Raw genomic sequence first — 14,960 nt, 5'->3', positions numbered from 1 at the left:
AGCGGGAATCGGACTGGCAATCATTGACTATAAAGAAGTAAGTAGTACAACACACTCTTGAGTTCTCAAACCACCACCACGCGCCGAACACCCCGGAAACCAACCAACAGCAGACAACCGGACCGCTCAGCGGCAGCGAATGAATAACCTACACCACACCGACCAACACCGCAAACCCACACCACAAAACACACCCAAAAACCCCGGAAACACAAGCATCCACCGGCGTGTCGCAACACACACGAAACACCACCCCAACAACCCCCTCAGCCCGCCGAAGACGGGCAGCCCCCCCACAGGGAGAGCAGACACCGTTATCTCTTCCCCGCGCGATTGCAGAGGGCCGGGCGACGGACGCATGCCGCATCGCGCCGCCCGGTTCCCATACCCCGGACCACTCAGCGCCCGTAGAACAGACGGTCGGTGACCTCCCTGGCCTTGCGCATGACGGCGAGCAGGTCGTTCTCGAAATGCTGCCCGCGGTTCGCGTCGTAGCCGAGGTAGACGGCGATGCCGCCGAGCGAATACATGTCGTCGGGCAGGATGTCGGCCTGGTTGACGCGTCCGGACCACAGGTAGTTGCCGTTGCGCGCCGCCGTGCACATCGTCCACGCGTGGCGCAGGGTCGCGGCGTCGCCCGCGTCGATGAGCTTGCGGCGTTCGAGCACGTCGAGGGCCGCCAGGGTGCCGCCAACGCGCAGCTCTTTGATGTCGCCGGCGTGACGCAGCTGCATGAGCTGCACGGTCCATTCCACGTCGGATAGGCCGCCTTTGCCGAGTTTGAGGTGGCGGTCGCGGCGCACGTTGCGCGGCAGTCGTTCCGCCTCCATGCGCGCCTTGAGTTTGCGGATGTCGCCGATTTCGGCGTCGGTCAGGTCGACGTGCGGGTAGCGCAGCGGGTCGGCGAGATTGGTGAGGAAGTCGCGTGCGAGCGCCTCGTCGCCGGCCGCGTACCGGGCGCGCAGCAGCGCCTGCCGTTCCCACGTGCTCGACCAGGAACGGTAGTACTCCTCGCAGGAGGCGTAGGAGCGCACGAGCGGCCCGTTCTTGCCTTCCGGCCGCAGATCCAGGTCGAGTTCGATCTTCGGTTCCAGCGTGGTCGGCCCTTGCAGGATGGCGCGCAGGTCTTCGACGACCTTGCGGGCGAACAGGTTCGCCGTGCGCTCGTCGACGCCGTCGCCGGGACGGTAGATGATGATCGCGTCCGCGTCGGAGCTGAAGTTCACCTCACGTCCGCCGTAGCGGCCCATGCCGATGACGGCGAGCGCGGCAGGCGCCGCGGCGGCCCCACCGGCATCGGCGCCGCCGTCCGCCCCGAATTCGCGCATCCGGTTGTTGACCGCCCAGGTGAGCGCCGCGTCGATGATCGCGTCATACACGTCGGTCATGCCTTCCAATGACGCGGCGTCGTCCATCACGCCGCTCATCCAGGCGAGGCCGATGCGTTCGATCTCGTGCCGGCGCATGGCGCGCATCGATGTGGCGAAGTCGTTGATGTCGCCCGCGTTGCGTTCCAGCGAGGAGCGGCATTGCACGTCGAGGCTGTCGCGTGTGCGCGCCTTGAGTCGTTCGTCGTTGCCGAGCCAGGTGACCGATTCGACGGACTTGTTGAGCGCGTCGCCGAGGAAACGCGAATTGGACAGCACGTGGCACAGGCGCTGTGCGGCGGATGTGGAGTCGCGCAGGAAGCCGAGGTATTCGCTTTCGGTGCCGAAATGCTCTTCGAGTTTGCGCCAGTTGAGCAGGCCCATGTCCGGGTTCTGGCCTTGGCCGAGCCATTCGAGCACGGCGGGCAGGATGATGCGGTTGATCTTGGCGGCGCGCCCGAGGCCGTTGGTGAGGGCGACGACGTGGCGCATGGCGGCGTCCGGATCGCCGAATCCGATGGAGCTGAAGCGTTCGCGGGCCGCATCCTGGCTCAGGTCGATCTGGTCGTCCTCCAGTTGCGCGGAGACGGGCAGCATCGGCCGGTAGTAGATGTCGAGGTGGAGGTGGCGCACTTCGCGGCGCGTCTCGTCGTAGCGTTCGACGAGTTCCTCCGGGTGGAGGCGGAAGGCGCGCGCCACGCGGCGCAGCTCCTGGTTCTGGTTCAGCGCGTCCACGTCCACGTCGCGTTTGCGTTCGAGCCCGCCGAGGTTCGCCCCCGCGCCCAGGTCGGGGAACAGGTGGGTGCGTTTCAACGCCCACATCTGCTGACGGTGTTCGAGCACGCGTTCGAACCGGTAGTCGGCGGACATCCGCGCGGCCTGTTTGCGCGACACGTAGCCGCCTTCGGCGAGACGCGCCAACGATTCGAGCGTGGAGCGGGTGCGCAGCGTCTCGTCGGTGCGCCCGTGGACGAGCTGGAGCATCTGCACGGTGAATTCGACGTCGCGCAGACCGCCTTTACCGAGTTTGATCTCGCGGTCCTTGAGCGGCGCGGGGATGAGGTCTTCGACGCGCTTGCGCATCTTCTGGCAGTCGTAGACGAAGTTGTCGCGTTTGGCGGCGGACCAGACGAACGGTCGGGTCATGTCCATGTAGGCGCGTCCGAGCTCCGGGTCGCCGGCGACGGGCCGGGCCTTCAGGAGCGCCTGGAACTCCCAGTTCTCCGCCCACTGCTCGTAGTAGCCCTGATGCGAGTCGATGGTGCGCACCAGCGGGCCGTCCTTGCCTTCGGGCCTCAGCCCTCCGTCGATCTGCCACAGGGTCGGTTCGGCGACGCCCATGATCACGGACTGGCATACGCGTTGCAGGGTGGTGGCCATCTTCGTGCCGATGCGGATGAGCTCCTGGCGTCCGATCTCCTTGTCGGCGGGTTCGACCGCGTAGATGAGGTCCACGTCGGACACGTAGTTGAGTTCCTGGGCGCCGAGCTTGCCCATGCCGATGATGACGAACCGTACGTGTTCGCTGCCGGGCACTTCGTGGCGGGCGATGGCGAGCGCGCCTTCGAGCGCCGCGTCGGCCAAATCGGACAGTTCGCGGCTGATGGTCGGCTGGATGGCGCACGGGTCGGCGGCGGTGGCGTCCTGCGCCATGATGGCGGCGAGCTGGCGGCGGTAGGTGCCGCGCAACGCGGTGGCGGATTCGGCGAGCGGAAGCGTGGCGGCGGGCGCGGCCGTCTCGTCCGGATCGGCGCCGACGGCCTTGAGGATGTGCGCGCGTCGTTGCGCGTGGTCGTACAGGTGGCTGTCGCAGCTGTCCTTGGATGCGGCTTCGACGAGTTCGGGACGGAAGCGCATGAGCTTGCCGAGCGCGTCGGATACGCCGAGCACGGTGACGAGCCGTTCGAACGCCGGCTGGTCGGGCACCATCTCCTCGAAGTCGCGTCCCTGGCTCTGCACGGCGTTGGTGATGCCGACAAGGTTGGCGAGGGCCGCGTCCGGGTCGCATGCCTCGGCGAGCGCCTTGAGGATGAACCGCAGCCGATCGTCCGGCACCCCGTCGGCTTTGAGACGGTCGAACTGCCCGCGCGCGTCGTCGAGGTTCTGCAGGCCCGCGCGGATCAGATCCATCGCGGAGGGGCGGAATGCGTCATTTGCGTTCATACCTAGCTAATGTACACCGCGCCCTGCGTTAGACTGGGACGCGGTCGCAATCGTTTCGCGGCGGGGCCTCTCACGGCGGCCGGCGCCGCATGTCGGACGCCGCGCCGCGCACGCGTGCCGCGGACGGTCCGGAAAGGGTATGGTCATGAACGCTGTTGATATCGCGGGCGTCGTCGCCTCGTGCGTGGTCGGCGTGCCGATAGGCGTGTTCTTCGGTCTGGTTCCGTTCAGGAAGGACGAGCTCACCGAGGAGCAGAACAAGGCCTCGCAGGTGCTCGGCGTGGTCGGCGTGGGTCTGATCGTCGTGCTGATCTTCATGAAGCAGGACGCCGCCTCCTGGGCGGCGACGTTCGCGATGCTGGCGGGCTTCGCCATCGGCAAGATTCCGCCGTTGCACGCGTGGGCGCTCCGTCGTTTCCCGTGGCTGCAGCCGAGGAAGGCTCCGGTAAAGCGCGGCGGGGGAACGGCGGAAAGGCGTCGAAGAAGCGGAAGTGACGCCCGTTCCCCGCATCGCGGATGACGGAAGGCGGTGGATTCCCGACATGGGATTCCACCGCCTTCCGTCGATTCGGGACCGGCTCGGCGGTGATTCGGCGCCGCTCCCGGACCACAGGATCACCGCCGAATCGCCGTCACTCCTCCGTCTTGGTGAACAGGGGACGCACGTTGCGCCAGATGCGGCGCGTGGTGGCGGGACGGTTCATCGTGTACAGGTGCACGCCGTCGACGCCGTGGGCGACGAGGTCGGTGATCTGCGCGGACGCGTAGTTGATGCCCGCCTCACGCAACGTGGGCACGTCGTTCCCCCACCGCTCGAGCAGCGCCTCGACGGCGGGCGGCACGACCGTGTTGTTCTTCGCGGCCATGGAACGCAGCGACTTCGCGCCGTTGATCGGCATGATGCCCGCCTCGATCGGCACATCGATGCCGGCGGCGCGCGCCTTGTCGAGGAAACGGTAGAAGTCCTCGTTGTCGTAGAACAGCTGGGAGATGAGACGCGTGGCGCCGGCGTCGACCTTGGCCTTGAGATAGTCGATGTCCTGGTCGAGCGAGGCGGCCTGGTAGTGGCCTTCCGGATAGCAGGCGCCGAACACCTTGAGATCCGGCTTGCGGGCGCGGATGTAGCGCACCAGGTCGATGGCGTGCTCGAAGACGCCGACTGGGGTCTCCCCTTCGATGTAGTCGCCACGCAGGGCGAGCACGGCGTCGACGCCGGCGTGCTCGAACATCTCCAACGCCTCGTCGACCTTCGCCTCGTCGGAGTAGAGGGCGGTCAGATGGGCGACCGTGGGGATGCGGTACTCCTTGCGGATCGTGTTGGCGATGCGCGCGGTGGCGGTGCGGTCGGCGTGCGTGCCGTGGCCGTAGGTCACCGAGATGAAGTCCGGGTGCATGCCCTGCAGGCCGTCGAGCGTGTCGTAGATGGTGCCGACGGGCGCGTCCCGCTTCGGCGGGAACACTTCCAGCGAGAACATCGGCTGATGCATGATTGAAACCTTCCTTCGCGAGTGAGGCTCCCTCTTGGGGAGGGAGCCTCACTCATCTCATTGCGTTGCCGCTGACGCGATCACTTGGCGAGCTGGGCGCGCACGGCCTTGGCGGCGGCGACGAGGTGCTCGAGGCTCGGCCAGGTCTCCGCGTTGCCGCGGGTCTTCAGACCGCAGTCCGGGTTGATCCAGACCTTCTCGACGTCCATCTTCTTGAGGATCTCGCCGATGCGCTCCTCGATCTCCTGCTCGGAGGGGATGCGCGGGGAGTGGATGTCGTAGACGCCCGGGCCGGCCTCGGTCTCGAAGTTGGCCTCGTGGATGGCGTCGAGCACGACGAGGTCGCCGCGGGACGCCTCGAAGGAGATCACGTCGGCGTCCATCGCGTCGATATCGCGGATGATGTCGTTGAACTCGGAGTAGCACATGTGCGTGTGGATCTGCGTGGTCGGCTTGACGCCGGAGTGCACGAGACGGAACGCGGGCACGGCCCAGTCGAGGTACTTGGAGTGCCAGTCGGTCTTCCTCAGCGGCAGCTTCTCGCGCAGCGCGGCCTCGTCGATCTGGATGACCTTGATGCCGGCGGCCTCCAGGTCGAGCACCTCGTCACGGATGGCGAGGGCGAGCTGCTGGGTCTGCTGCTCGTGGGTGATGTCCTCGCGCGGCCAGGACCAGTTGAGGATGGTGACCGGGCCGGTGAGCATGCCCTTCATGACGTGGTTCGTGCGGCTCTGCGCGTACGAGGACCATGCGACGGTGATCGGCTTGGCGCGGGAGACGTCGCCCCACACGATCGGGGGCTTGACGCAGCGGGTGCCGTAGGACTGGACCCACGCGTTCTTGGTGAACAGGAAGCCGTTGAGGTTCTGGCCGAAGTACTCGACCATGTCGTTGCGCTCGAACTCGCCGTGGACGAGCACGTCGAGGCCAATCTCCTCCTGGTGCTTGATGCACGCGTCGATCTGGCCCTTGATGAACTCGTCGTACGCTTCCTTGGTGATCTCGCCCTTGCGGAACTTCGCACGCTCGGCGCGCACCTCGCGCGTCTGCGGGAAGGAGCCGATCGTCGTGGTGGGCAGCAGCGGCAGGCCGAGGGCCTCGCGCTGCAGCTTCTGACGCTCGGCGCGGGCCGGCTGGCGCGTGTAGTCGGCGTCGGTGAGGGCGGCGATGCGCTCGGCGACCTTCGGGTCGGCGGCCACGCGGGTGCCGTCGAACAGCTCCTGGTTGGCGGCGAGCGCCGGATCGGCCTTGCGGGCCTCGTCGTCGGCGTCGGCGAGCGTGGCGATCTCCTTGAGCTCGCCGAGCTTCTCGACGGCGAACGCGAAGTGCTTGAGCACGGCCGGGTCGAGGGCGGTCTCGCCTTCGGTGCTGAACGGCACGTGCAGCAGGGAGCTGGCGGTGGAGACGGCGACGTTCGGCGTGACCTGCTTGAGGGCGTCGACGAGGCCGAGGCTCACGGCGTAGTCGTTGCGCCAGATGTTGCGGCCGTTGACGACGCCGGCGAAGATCGTGGTGCCCTCGGCGACGCCGTGCTTGGAGACGGCGGCGAGGTTCTCGTCCTTGCCTTCGTTGAGGTCGAGGCCGATGCCGTCAAAGCCGAGCAGGTTGACGGTCTCGTACACGTCGGCGATGTGGCCGAAGTACGTGTTGAGCAGCACCTTGATCTTGCCGTCGCGGGCGGGCAGGATCTTCGCGTAGAGGCTCTTGAACAGCTCCACGTCGCCCGGCTGCTTGTCGAGCACGAGGAACGGCTCGTCGATCTGGATCCACTTGGCGCCGAGCTCGTTGAACTTGGCGAGCGCTTCGGCGTACACGGTGGCGACCGCGTTCACGAGGCCCTTGTCGAAGGCGAGCTCCTGGGCGTCGTCGTCGCGGGCGAGCTTGAGGAACGTGTACGGGCCGATGAGCACCGGCTTGGTCTCGATGCCGAGCTCCTTGGCCTCGAGGTACTCGTCGAACGGCTTGGTGCCGTTGAGCTTGATCTCGGTGGACGGCTCGATCTCCGGCACGATGTAGTGGTAGTTGGTGGTGAACCACTTCTTCATCGGCAGGGCGGTCACGTCGCCCTTGTCGCCCTGGTAGCCGCGGGACATGGCGAACAGGGTCTCCTCCGGCTCGGTGAAGCCGAGGCGCTGGTAGCGCTCGGGGATCACGTTGAGCAGGATCGCGGTGTCGAGCAGCTGGTCGAAGTAGCTGAAGTCGTTGCTCGGGATGAGATCGACGCCGGCGGCGGCCTGGAGCTTCCAGTGCTTGGCCCTGAGCTCCTTGGCGGTGGCGTGCACCTCATCCAGCGAGGCGTTGCCCTTCCAGTAGGCCTCGATGATCTTCTTCAGCTCTCGGTTCTGACCGATGCGCGGGAATCCGGACACGGACGTGAGTGCAGCCATGAATCCTCCATACTGCTAGCGTTAACGAAACGGCTTTTCAACCCGCCCAGCCTATCAAACACATCCGCAAACAGGGTCATCAGCGACGGTTAAGTGTCGCTATCAATCGGCTTTATAGCGCCGTTTCCCGACCTTGTTCAACGAGCGCTTGGCAACCGGACGAATACACGAGCGGCGAGTATACGCCGCCCGCGTCGTTCCCGCGCCGCCATGACCATATACCGGTTGCGATACCGGTTGCGATACCGGCCGCGTCCGTCCGTGCCCGCCCCGGCGAGGGCGCTCAGTCGAAGTCGGAGGAGCTCATCACGGCGAGCAGGTCGCCGGAGTGCACCTGCCACTGCTTGAACGGCTTGTCGGAGCCGAAGATCACCACGCCCGCGGTCTGGAGCCCCAGATTGAGCAGGTCGAGACGTTCCGGATCGGATTCGGAGGAGGCGAGCCACTGGCTGGCGATCGAGACGGTGGGCTCATGGCCGAGCACCATGAGCACGCGCGCCTTGTCCTTGACGTGCGTGAGCTCGTCGAACACGGCCTGCATGCCGCCGTCGTAGAGGCTCTGATGGTAGTCGACCTTGGGCTTGTCGCCGAAGGTCTTGAGCATCTTGCCCAGGGTCTGGCGGGCGCGCGTGGCGGCCGAGCAGGCGATGGCGTCGGGCACGAGCTTCATCTCGGCGAGCCCCTTGGCGACCTTCTTCGCCTGCTTGAGCCCCTTCGACGTGAGCTCGCGGCCGTAGTCGCCCTCGGCGCCGAACGGCTCCGCCTTCGCATGCCGCATGACGATCAGGATGTGGTCGTAGCCCTTGGCCCGCTTCGCGACCTTGTTCGGATTGACTCCCATCTTGGGCCTCCCAGCCTCGATGTCCACCGCCTCACGCGTCATATGCACGCGTCATATGCGTCATATGCGTGAGCGCTCACGAATACATCATTCAATTATACGTCCGCGCCCGCGCCCGCGCATCACGTCAGGCGTCGAGCGAGCCCACCTGACGGTCGAGGTCGCGCAGCACCTTGCGCAGCTTGCGGTCGGAGATGTCGCGCAGCTCGAGATCCTCCAGCTGCGCCTCGCGCTCCTCGGCGGTCATCTCGTCCACGTCGGTGACGGTGTCCTTGGCGGGGCGTTCGCGCTTCTTCAGCGCCGTGAAGCCGTCGGCCATGGCCCGCGCGACGACGAGGAATCCGGTGTGGCCGATCATCTGGTGGTCGGGGCGCACGGCGAGGCCGGCGACCTTCCAGCTGCGTTCGAGCGTCTCCTGCACGACCGGCTCCGTCCACCGCCCGGATTCGCGCAGCGCCTCGACCATGCGGCTCATCTGCGTGGTCGTGGTGATGTAGGCGACGAGCACGCCGCCGGGCGCGATCACCCTCCACGCCTGTTCGAGACGGTTCCACGGGTCGAGCATGTCGAGCATGATCCGGTCGTAATGGTGTTCGGGCAGCCCGGCCGCCACCGTGTCGAAGTCGCCGGTCCTCAGGTCCCACCACGCGGGCTTTCCTCCGTAGTAGAGCGTGGCGTTCGCCTCGGCGACGCGCGCGAAGTCGGGTCGCAGCTCGATGGTGGTGAGCCCGCCGTTCTCCCCCACCGCGTCGAGCAGGTTGACGCTCATCGCGCCCGAGCCGGCGCCGGATTCGAGCACGCGGTGCCCGGAGCGGATGTCGCCGAGCTGGATGACCTGCGCGATGTCCTTCGGGTACATGATCTGCGCGCCGCGCGGCATGGACAGCACGTAGTCGGCGAGACGTGGGCGCATCACCGCGTACTGCCATCCGCCGATCGCGCGCGCCGCCTTCCACGGCTTGCCGGCGTCGCGTTCCGGGTGGAGGGCGTTGACCTGCGCCTCGCGTTTCGCGGTGACGGTGGTGACGACCACGCCTTCGGTGCGTCCGATCACGTCGTCGTGCAGGATCAGGCCGTGCTCGGTCTGCGTGCTACCTCCGGCGACGATCTGGTCGGTGATCTTCTTGCCCTTGCGGTCGGTGAACTGCACCTTCTCGCCCGCCTGAAGCGGTCCACGTCGCATGAACGGTCTCCTTAGCTGTCTGCTGTCGTTCTCGGGAAACGTCGACGGAACGTCGACGGAATACGGTCATCGTGCCCTATCGCACGGACTACCGCCTACCGTGCCGGCCGCCAGCCGGTCGCGTCGGCGAGCGCGTCCAGCGCGGCGCGGTACGAGCCGTCGGCGCGCATGTCGTCGAGCGCCTCGGCGATGTCGGCGGCGAGCGTGACGGCTCCGGCCTGCACGGCGATGCCGTAGCGCACGCTCCCGTAGCGCACGCCCTTCACGCGCGCCGTGAGCGTGCCGCCTTCGTCGCGCGCGAGTCCGGCGAGCGTGACGGCGTCGCCGGCGATCGCGTCGGCGGTGCCGACCATGAGGTCGGTGACGCATTGCGGGTAGGTGTCGCGTTCGCGCGTCCTCGCCCGCGGCGCGACGGCGAGCAGCGCGTCTTTCGCGCCGCTGCCGGCGACCGCGCAGACGGACTTGCCGGCGAGCGCGGCGACGTCGCCGAGGCTTCCGGCGTCGTCGGGGCGTGCGAGCAGTCCCTGTCGCGTGGTCAGGTACGGTCCGGCGTAGGTGGCGCCGGCATCGGAGGCGACGCCCGTCGCGCCCGCGTCACCGTCCTTGCCGCCACTGTCCCGGCCGTCGTCGTTCCCGTCGTCGGCGGGCATCGGCATGCCGGCGACGACCATGTCGACGGTGCCGTCGGCGAGCAGTTCGAGACGGTTGGCGGGTTCGACCTGTTTGAAGACGATCTGCTTGTTCGCGTATCCGAGTTTCTTGGCGACGTATCGGGCGATCTCGACCTCGAATCCGCCGTAGCCGCCGTCATGCCAGCGTGACAGTCCCGGCTCGTCGGAGGCGACGCCGATCGCGATGGTGGGGCCGTCCGGCTGTCTCACCGTGGAGGGGGCGCCGCCGCAGCCCGCCGTCGCGGCGAGCGCGAGCGCCGTCAGCGCGGCGGCGAGGCCCCGCGCGACGCGCGTGCGCGCGCCCGGCCGGCGGCTCGCATGGTAACGCCGCGGGCGATCGGTTCGGTTGCGGATGGCTGCCATGCGGCGCCTCACTTGAACATGCGCGAACGGGTGAGGAACCAGGTGACGGCGACGGACAGCGCCACGGAGATGAGGATGATGACGGCGAAGCCCCATGATTTGTCGGTCAGCGGCATGCCGAGCATGCCGTCCTGGAAGTTCATGCCGTACATGGAGAAGATGAGCGTCGGGATGGACAGCGTGATGGAGATGATCGTGAAGATGCGCATCACGTTGTTCAGGTTGTTGGACACGATCGAGGCGAACGCGTCGGTCATGTTCGCGAGAACGCCGCTGTAGATGTTGGCCATCTCGATGGCCTGCTTGTTCTCGGTGATGACGTCGTCGAGCAGGTCCTCGTCGTCCGGGTACTGCTTGATGCGCTGCAGGGTAGTGAGCTTCTCCATCACGATCTCGTTCGATTTGAGGGAGGTCGTGAAGTAGACCAAGGTCTTGGAGAGCTCCATGAGCATCACGATCTCGCGGTTCTGCATGGAGTGGCGCAGCTTGAGTTCGAGCTTGTCGCTCTCGCGGTCGATGATGCGCAGGTAGCGCAGGTACATGGTGGCGTTGCGGTAGAGGATCTGCAGGATGAACCGGGAGTGCATGTACGTGTTGAACCCGCGGATCGTGCCCTCCATGAACGGGTGGAGCACGGGCGTGTCCTGCATGCACACGGTGATGATGAGATGCTCGGTGACGATGATCGACAACGGGATGGTCTCGTACCAGTCGCGCCCGCCGCGCTCCTCGACGGTCGGGATGTCGACGATGACCATCGTGTAGTCGTCCTCGACGTCGACGCGGGACCTCTCCTCGTCATCGAGCGGCGCACGCAGGTCGGCGAGGTCGACGCCGGTCTCGGAGGCGACGGTGGCGAGCTCCACGTCGGTGGGTTCGCTCAGGCACAGCCAAGAGCCGTTCTCCGGTTTGTCGACCCGCTCCACTTGGCCGTTAATGGTGCTGAACATCCTCAACATCGTCTCTTCACCCGCCTTTCGCCGCGTCCGTCCGATCGGGGCCCGCCCCGAAAACCTCGACAAGTCTAGTCCCATGTACGGGACGTGTGCCGACGGATATCGCCATTGCGGTTGAATTCACGGTGAATTCGCGAGACGCCGCGGCCGATGCGGACGTCACCAGTTAATCGGCTTCCAGGCGGGCATGTGCGGACCCCTGAGTTCGGCGGGGCCGTTCTCCCAGTCTCCGAGGTTCGCGACGGCGGGACCCTGGTTGTGTTCGACGAGGTCGAACATCGGCTCGGCCGCGGGCTTCCCATTGACCGTGTGGCGTACGGCGAGACGGCTCCAGCAGGCGTTGCGCATCGAGCCGACCGCGTTCATGCCGTCCGGGTCGAGGCCGAGCAGTTCGCTGATCGTCGCGACGATCCACGAGCCGTGGCCGACGAGCATCAGCGTGACGGGCCGCTCGCCCGCATAGGCGGGGTCGGCGATGATGTCGCGCACGGCCTTCGCGCCGCGCTCCCCCACGGCCCGGCGGCTTTCCACCCCATAGGCGGTCTCGCCGCCCTCATGCCGCTTCCATGAGGCGTAGGCTTCGGCGTCCACCGCGCGCACCTCGTCGCGGGTCAGGCCCTCCCATTGGCCGAAGGAGCGTTCGCGCAGACGCGGGTCGGGCGTGACGGGAAGGCCGAGGATGTCGGCGAAGGCATGCGCGGTCTGCATGGCGCGGAACAGGTCGGAGCTGATGACGGCCATGCGGCGGCGTGCGGCGGGGGCCTCCTCGTATTCGAACGTGCGGGTCCTCTCCCGGGCCTCGGGTCCCGGCTGCGGGATCGCCGCGGGATCGTCGGCGAGGCGGCTCACCTTCGCCCAGTAGTAGCGGGCGGCAAGCGCGAGCCCGGACTGGTCGGCCTGCCATTGGCCGACGATGTCGAGCGGCACGTCGATCTGCCCCTGCAATCGGCGTTGGAGGTTGTAGTTCGTGCGTCCGTGCCTGAGCATCACGATCTCGTCGATCATCGTCGGTCCTTTCCGTCGCCTGCGGCCGTGCCGCCATCCACGTCCCAGCTTCCCACATGACCGCCGGTGCCGCCGCCGCGGCGCGCCGGGCCGCCGGTACAATGGAGCGGTGTTGATTTCGGATGCCACGCGCGCCTTCGCCCGCGCGCATAGGGATGGGGACGTGCGCGACCTCGCGCTGCACGCGAAGCCGGGTCCGGACGTGGATCTCACGGCCGCGTTGGAGCAGATCGCCGGATTCCGGACGGCGCGCGTGAAGCTGCCCGGCTGGGCGGCGTGCGAAGGCGTCGTCTATCCGCCGCACCTGGCGATGGAGCAGTGCTCGTCGGAGGCGACGGCGCGCTACAAGGCGGACGTCGCGCGGCGGATCGTCGCGGGCGGCTCACCGACGACGCTGATCGACTTCACCGGCGGTTTCGGCGTGGATTTCTCGTATATGGCGCGCGCGTTCGACCATGCGGTCTACGTGGAGCGGCAAGAGCATCTGTGCGAGCTGGCCGCGCACAACCTGCCGGCGCTCGGTCTCGCGCACGCGCGCGTCGTGAACGACGACGCGGCCGTCTATCTCGCGACGTTGCCGGACGATGCGGCGACGATGGCGTTCCTCGATCCGGCGCGACGTGACGCGCATGGCACGCGCACGTACGCGATCGCCGACTGCACGCCGGACGTGCTGGGGCTCATCAATCGGCTGCTCGCCGTCGCGCCGCACGTGATGGTGAAGCTCTCTCCGATGCTCGACTGGCATAAGACGGTCGCCGATTTCGCGGGACATGTGCATGAGGTGCATATCGTGTCCGTCGCCAACGAATGCAAGGAGCTGCTGCTCGTCATCGGCCGCGACGCGTGCGCCGCGCCGCGGGTCTTCTGCGTGAACGACGGGCGGGTATTGGCGTTCGATGCGGATGATGACGGGAACGACGGGAACGACGCCACGGCCGGCGACGATGCGGCCGGCGACGCGGTATCGGCCGACCCCGCCGACCCCGGTTCGTGGCGGTACCTGTACGAGCCGAACGCGTCGATCATGAAGGCGGGCTGCTTCGCCCTGCTCGCACGCCGGTTCGCCGTCGCCCCGGTCGCACGCGACAGCCACCTGTTCGTCTCCGGGAATCCGGTCGAGGATTTCCCCGGCCGCGCGTTCGAGGTCGACATGGTCGCCACGATGAACAAGAAGGAGCTCAAGCGCCTGACGGACGGACTCACGCACGCGAACATCGCCACACGCAACTTCCCGCTCCCGGTCGCCGCGCTGAGGAAGAAGCTCAAACTCAAGGACGGCGGCGACGCCTACCTGTTCGCCACCACCGACGCCGCCGGCCGCCACATCGTCATCCGTTCGCACAAGCGATGATTCATTGACGCTCCATCTTCTCAATCATGTCTTTTCAATCATGTTTGTGAAGATTCCCGAGGGCTCCGACCACATTCCCCGTACGGTTTGCGTCACGACCGTCACGTTCGCGACGATGTGCATACGTAATGCTCATCATCGCCACGAGGACGGGAGCCGACATGCAAAGCGAGCACTCGGCGGCACAGTTGCCAAACTGTATCCCAAAAGATACAATCAATCATCGCCTATAAAGCAAGGCGCGCTCATGCTGCTGCTTGCCGGCGGTACGAAACGCGGGCAGCAGCGGGACATCGAGCGCGCCAAGAAAATGCTTGCATGACTCAAGGAGGATGGACAATGGTGAACGTCAGCACATGGGATGCGAGCGACTACATCAACGATGAACAGGACGCGATCGACTATCTGGACGCTGTCGCGGAAACGGGGGACCCCGCGCTGATGCAGGCGGCGCTCGGTGACATCGCCCGCGCACGTGGCATGGGACGCATCGCCGCCGAGGCGGGCGTCGGTCGGGAAAGCCTGTACAAGAGCCTGAGTCGGGACGGCAATCCAAGCTTCCAGACCATCGTCAAGGTGGTCCGCGCGCTCGGAGGCCGAATCAGCATACAACCCGTCTGATCGGCTGCGATCGGCTGCGATACGAGACAGGCCCCGGTCCGATGCGCGGAAGCGGTCATCGGCCCGGGGCCCTGCACGGAAAACGTGGGCCGGAAGGCTCAGTCCTTCTCGATGGTCTTGCCGGCGGTGGGGCCGGAGGCGAGGTTCTGGATCTCGGTGACTTCGAGCACCGGGATGACGGCCGGCTTCTTGGTGCCCTTCTCCTCGGCGACCTTCACTTGGCTCTCGTAGATGGCGTCGTCGGAGTGCAGGGTCACGGTGCCGCGGAAGCGGTAGCCCTTCTTCTCGGCGAGGTTCGCGAACGCGATGACCAGCGGGGAGCCGTCCTTGAGGTTCTCGTAGGCCTGGCCGGCGGTGCGCTCGTGGTAGGCGATGTGGTTGTCGTCGAGCACGAACAGGCTCATCTTCGGGCCGAGGTCGAGCTGGCCGTCCTTGGAGACGGTGGAAATCCAGCCCAGATTGTTCTCGATGAAGGTCTTCATCTCGGCGGTGATCGTTGCCATGACAGTGTCCTTTCGTTGCAGCGGACGGTTGTATCCGCCACCCACCTTACCCACTCCCC

13 protein-coding genes are annotated in these 14,960 nt (G+C 66.6%); 4 read left to right on the top strand and 9 right to left on the bottom strand.

The window, feature by feature from the left end; all coding sequences use genetic code 11:
* Window positions 1–398 precede the first annotated feature (398 nt).
* Window positions 399–3,530: a bifunctional [glutamine synthetase] adenylyltransferase/[glutamine synthetase]-adenylyl-L-tyrosine phosphorylase gene (locus AC1AYX_RS03530; RefSeq protein WP_476502198.1), complete on the bottom strand. Its 3,132-nt coding sequence runs from the start codon at window positions 3,528–3,530 to the stop codon at window positions 399–401.
* A gap of 145 nt (window positions 3,531–3,675) precedes the next feature.
* Between AC1AYX_RS03530 and AC1AYX_RS03525 the strand changes: the two genes are divergently transcribed.
* Window positions 3,676–4,050, top strand: coding sequence for a hypothetical protein (locus AC1AYX_RS03525; RefSeq protein ID WP_476502197.1), 375 nt, complete (start codon window positions 3,676–3,678; stop codon window positions 4,048–4,050).
* A gap of 112 nt (window positions 4,051–4,162) precedes the next feature.
* Here the strand turns inward: AC1AYX_RS03525 and metF are convergent, their stop codons facing one another.
* The 7 genes from metF to AC1AYX_RS03490 all read right to left on the bottom strand — a co-directional run bounded on the left by metF (window position 4,163) and on the right by AC1AYX_RS03490 (window position 12,423).
* Window positions 4,163–5,017 carry a methylenetetrahydrofolate reductase [NAD(P)H] gene (gene metF / locus AC1AYX_RS03520; RefSeq protein ID WP_476502196.1) on the bottom strand — a complete coding sequence of 285 codons (855 nt, stop codon included), beginning with the start codon at window positions 5,015–5,017 and terminating at the stop codon, window positions 4,163–4,165.
* Window positions 5,018–5,097: 80 nt separating this feature from the next.
* Window positions 5,098–7,404, bottom strand: coding sequence for a 5-methyltetrahydropteroyltriglutamate--homocysteine S-methyltransferase (gene metE / locus AC1AYX_RS03515; protein ID WP_476502195.1), 2,307 nt, complete (start codon window positions 7,402–7,404; stop codon window positions 5,098–5,100).
* Between the two features lie 283 nt (window positions 7,405–7,687).
* On the bottom strand, window positions 7,688–8,245 hold the full coding sequence (locus AC1AYX_RS03510) for a SixA phosphatase family protein (RefSeq protein WP_476502194.1): 558 nt from the start codon (window positions 8,243–8,245) through the stop codon (window positions 7,688–7,690).
* A gap of 127 nt (window positions 8,246–8,372) precedes the next feature.
* The gene (locus AC1AYX_RS03505; protein ID WP_476502193.1) at window positions 8,373–9,428 is read right to left on the bottom strand and encodes a tRNA (adenine-N1)-methyltransferase; all 1,056 of its coding nucleotides are present in this window, start codon (window positions 9,426–9,428) and stop codon (window positions 8,373–8,375) included.
* Window positions 9,429–9,523: 95 nt separating this feature from the next.
* Entirely contained in the window at window positions 9,524–10,462 is a 939-nt protein-coding gene (locus AC1AYX_RS03500; protein ID WP_476502192.1) for a transporter substrate-binding domain-containing protein, read from the bottom strand.
* An 8-nt stretch (window positions 10,463–10,470) separates the two neighbouring features.
* A complete protein-coding gene (locus tag AC1AYX_RS03495; RefSeq protein ID WP_034528002.1) occupies window positions 10,471–11,421 on the bottom strand; it encodes a magnesium transporter CorA family protein in 951 nt (316 codons plus the stop codon).
* Between the two features lie 156 nt (window positions 11,422–11,577).
* The gene (locus tag AC1AYX_RS03490; RefSeq protein WP_476502191.1) at window positions 11,578–12,423 is read right to left on the bottom strand and encodes a histidine phosphatase family protein; all 846 of its coding nucleotides are present in this window, start codon (window positions 12,421–12,423) and stop codon (window positions 11,578–11,580) included.
* Window positions 12,424–12,532: 109 nt separating this feature from the next.
* Between AC1AYX_RS03490 and AC1AYX_RS03485 the strand changes: the two genes are divergently transcribed.
* Genes AC1AYX_RS03485 through AC1AYX_RS03475 form a run of 3 tightly spaced genes read left to right on the top strand, consistent with a single transcriptional unit; the run spans window position 12,533 to window position 14,398 of the window.
* A complete protein-coding gene (locus AC1AYX_RS03485; RefSeq protein WP_476502190.1) occupies window positions 12,533–13,777 on the top strand; it encodes a THUMP-like domain-containing protein in 1,245 nt (414 codons plus the stop codon).
* A 4-nt stretch (window positions 13,778–13,781) separates the two neighbouring features.
* On the top strand, window positions 13,782–14,099 hold the full coding sequence (locus AC1AYX_RS03480) for a hypothetical protein (protein WP_476502189.1): 318 nt from the start codon (window positions 13,782–13,784) through the stop codon (window positions 14,097–14,099).
* A 17-nt stretch (window positions 14,100–14,116) separates the two neighbouring features.
* A complete protein-coding gene (locus tag AC1AYX_RS03475) occupies window positions 14,117–14,398 on the top strand; it encodes an addiction module antidote protein (RefSeq protein WP_476502188.1) in 282 nt (93 codons plus the stop codon).
* Between the two features lie 98 nt (window positions 14,399–14,496).
* On the opposite strand, the gene AC1AYX_RS03470 is transcribed toward AC1AYX_RS03475, so the two are convergent.
* On the bottom strand, window positions 14,497–14,901 hold the full coding sequence (locus tag AC1AYX_RS03470; protein WP_476502187.1) for a pyridoxamine 5'-phosphate oxidase family protein: 405 nt from the start codon (window positions 14,899–14,901) through the stop codon (window positions 14,497–14,499).
* Between the last annotated feature and the right edge of the window lie 59 nt (window positions 14,902–14,960).

The organism is Bifidobacterium sp. LH_419, assembly GCF_056356955.1.
This window is presented reverse-complemented; position numbering and strand designations above follow the sequence as displayed.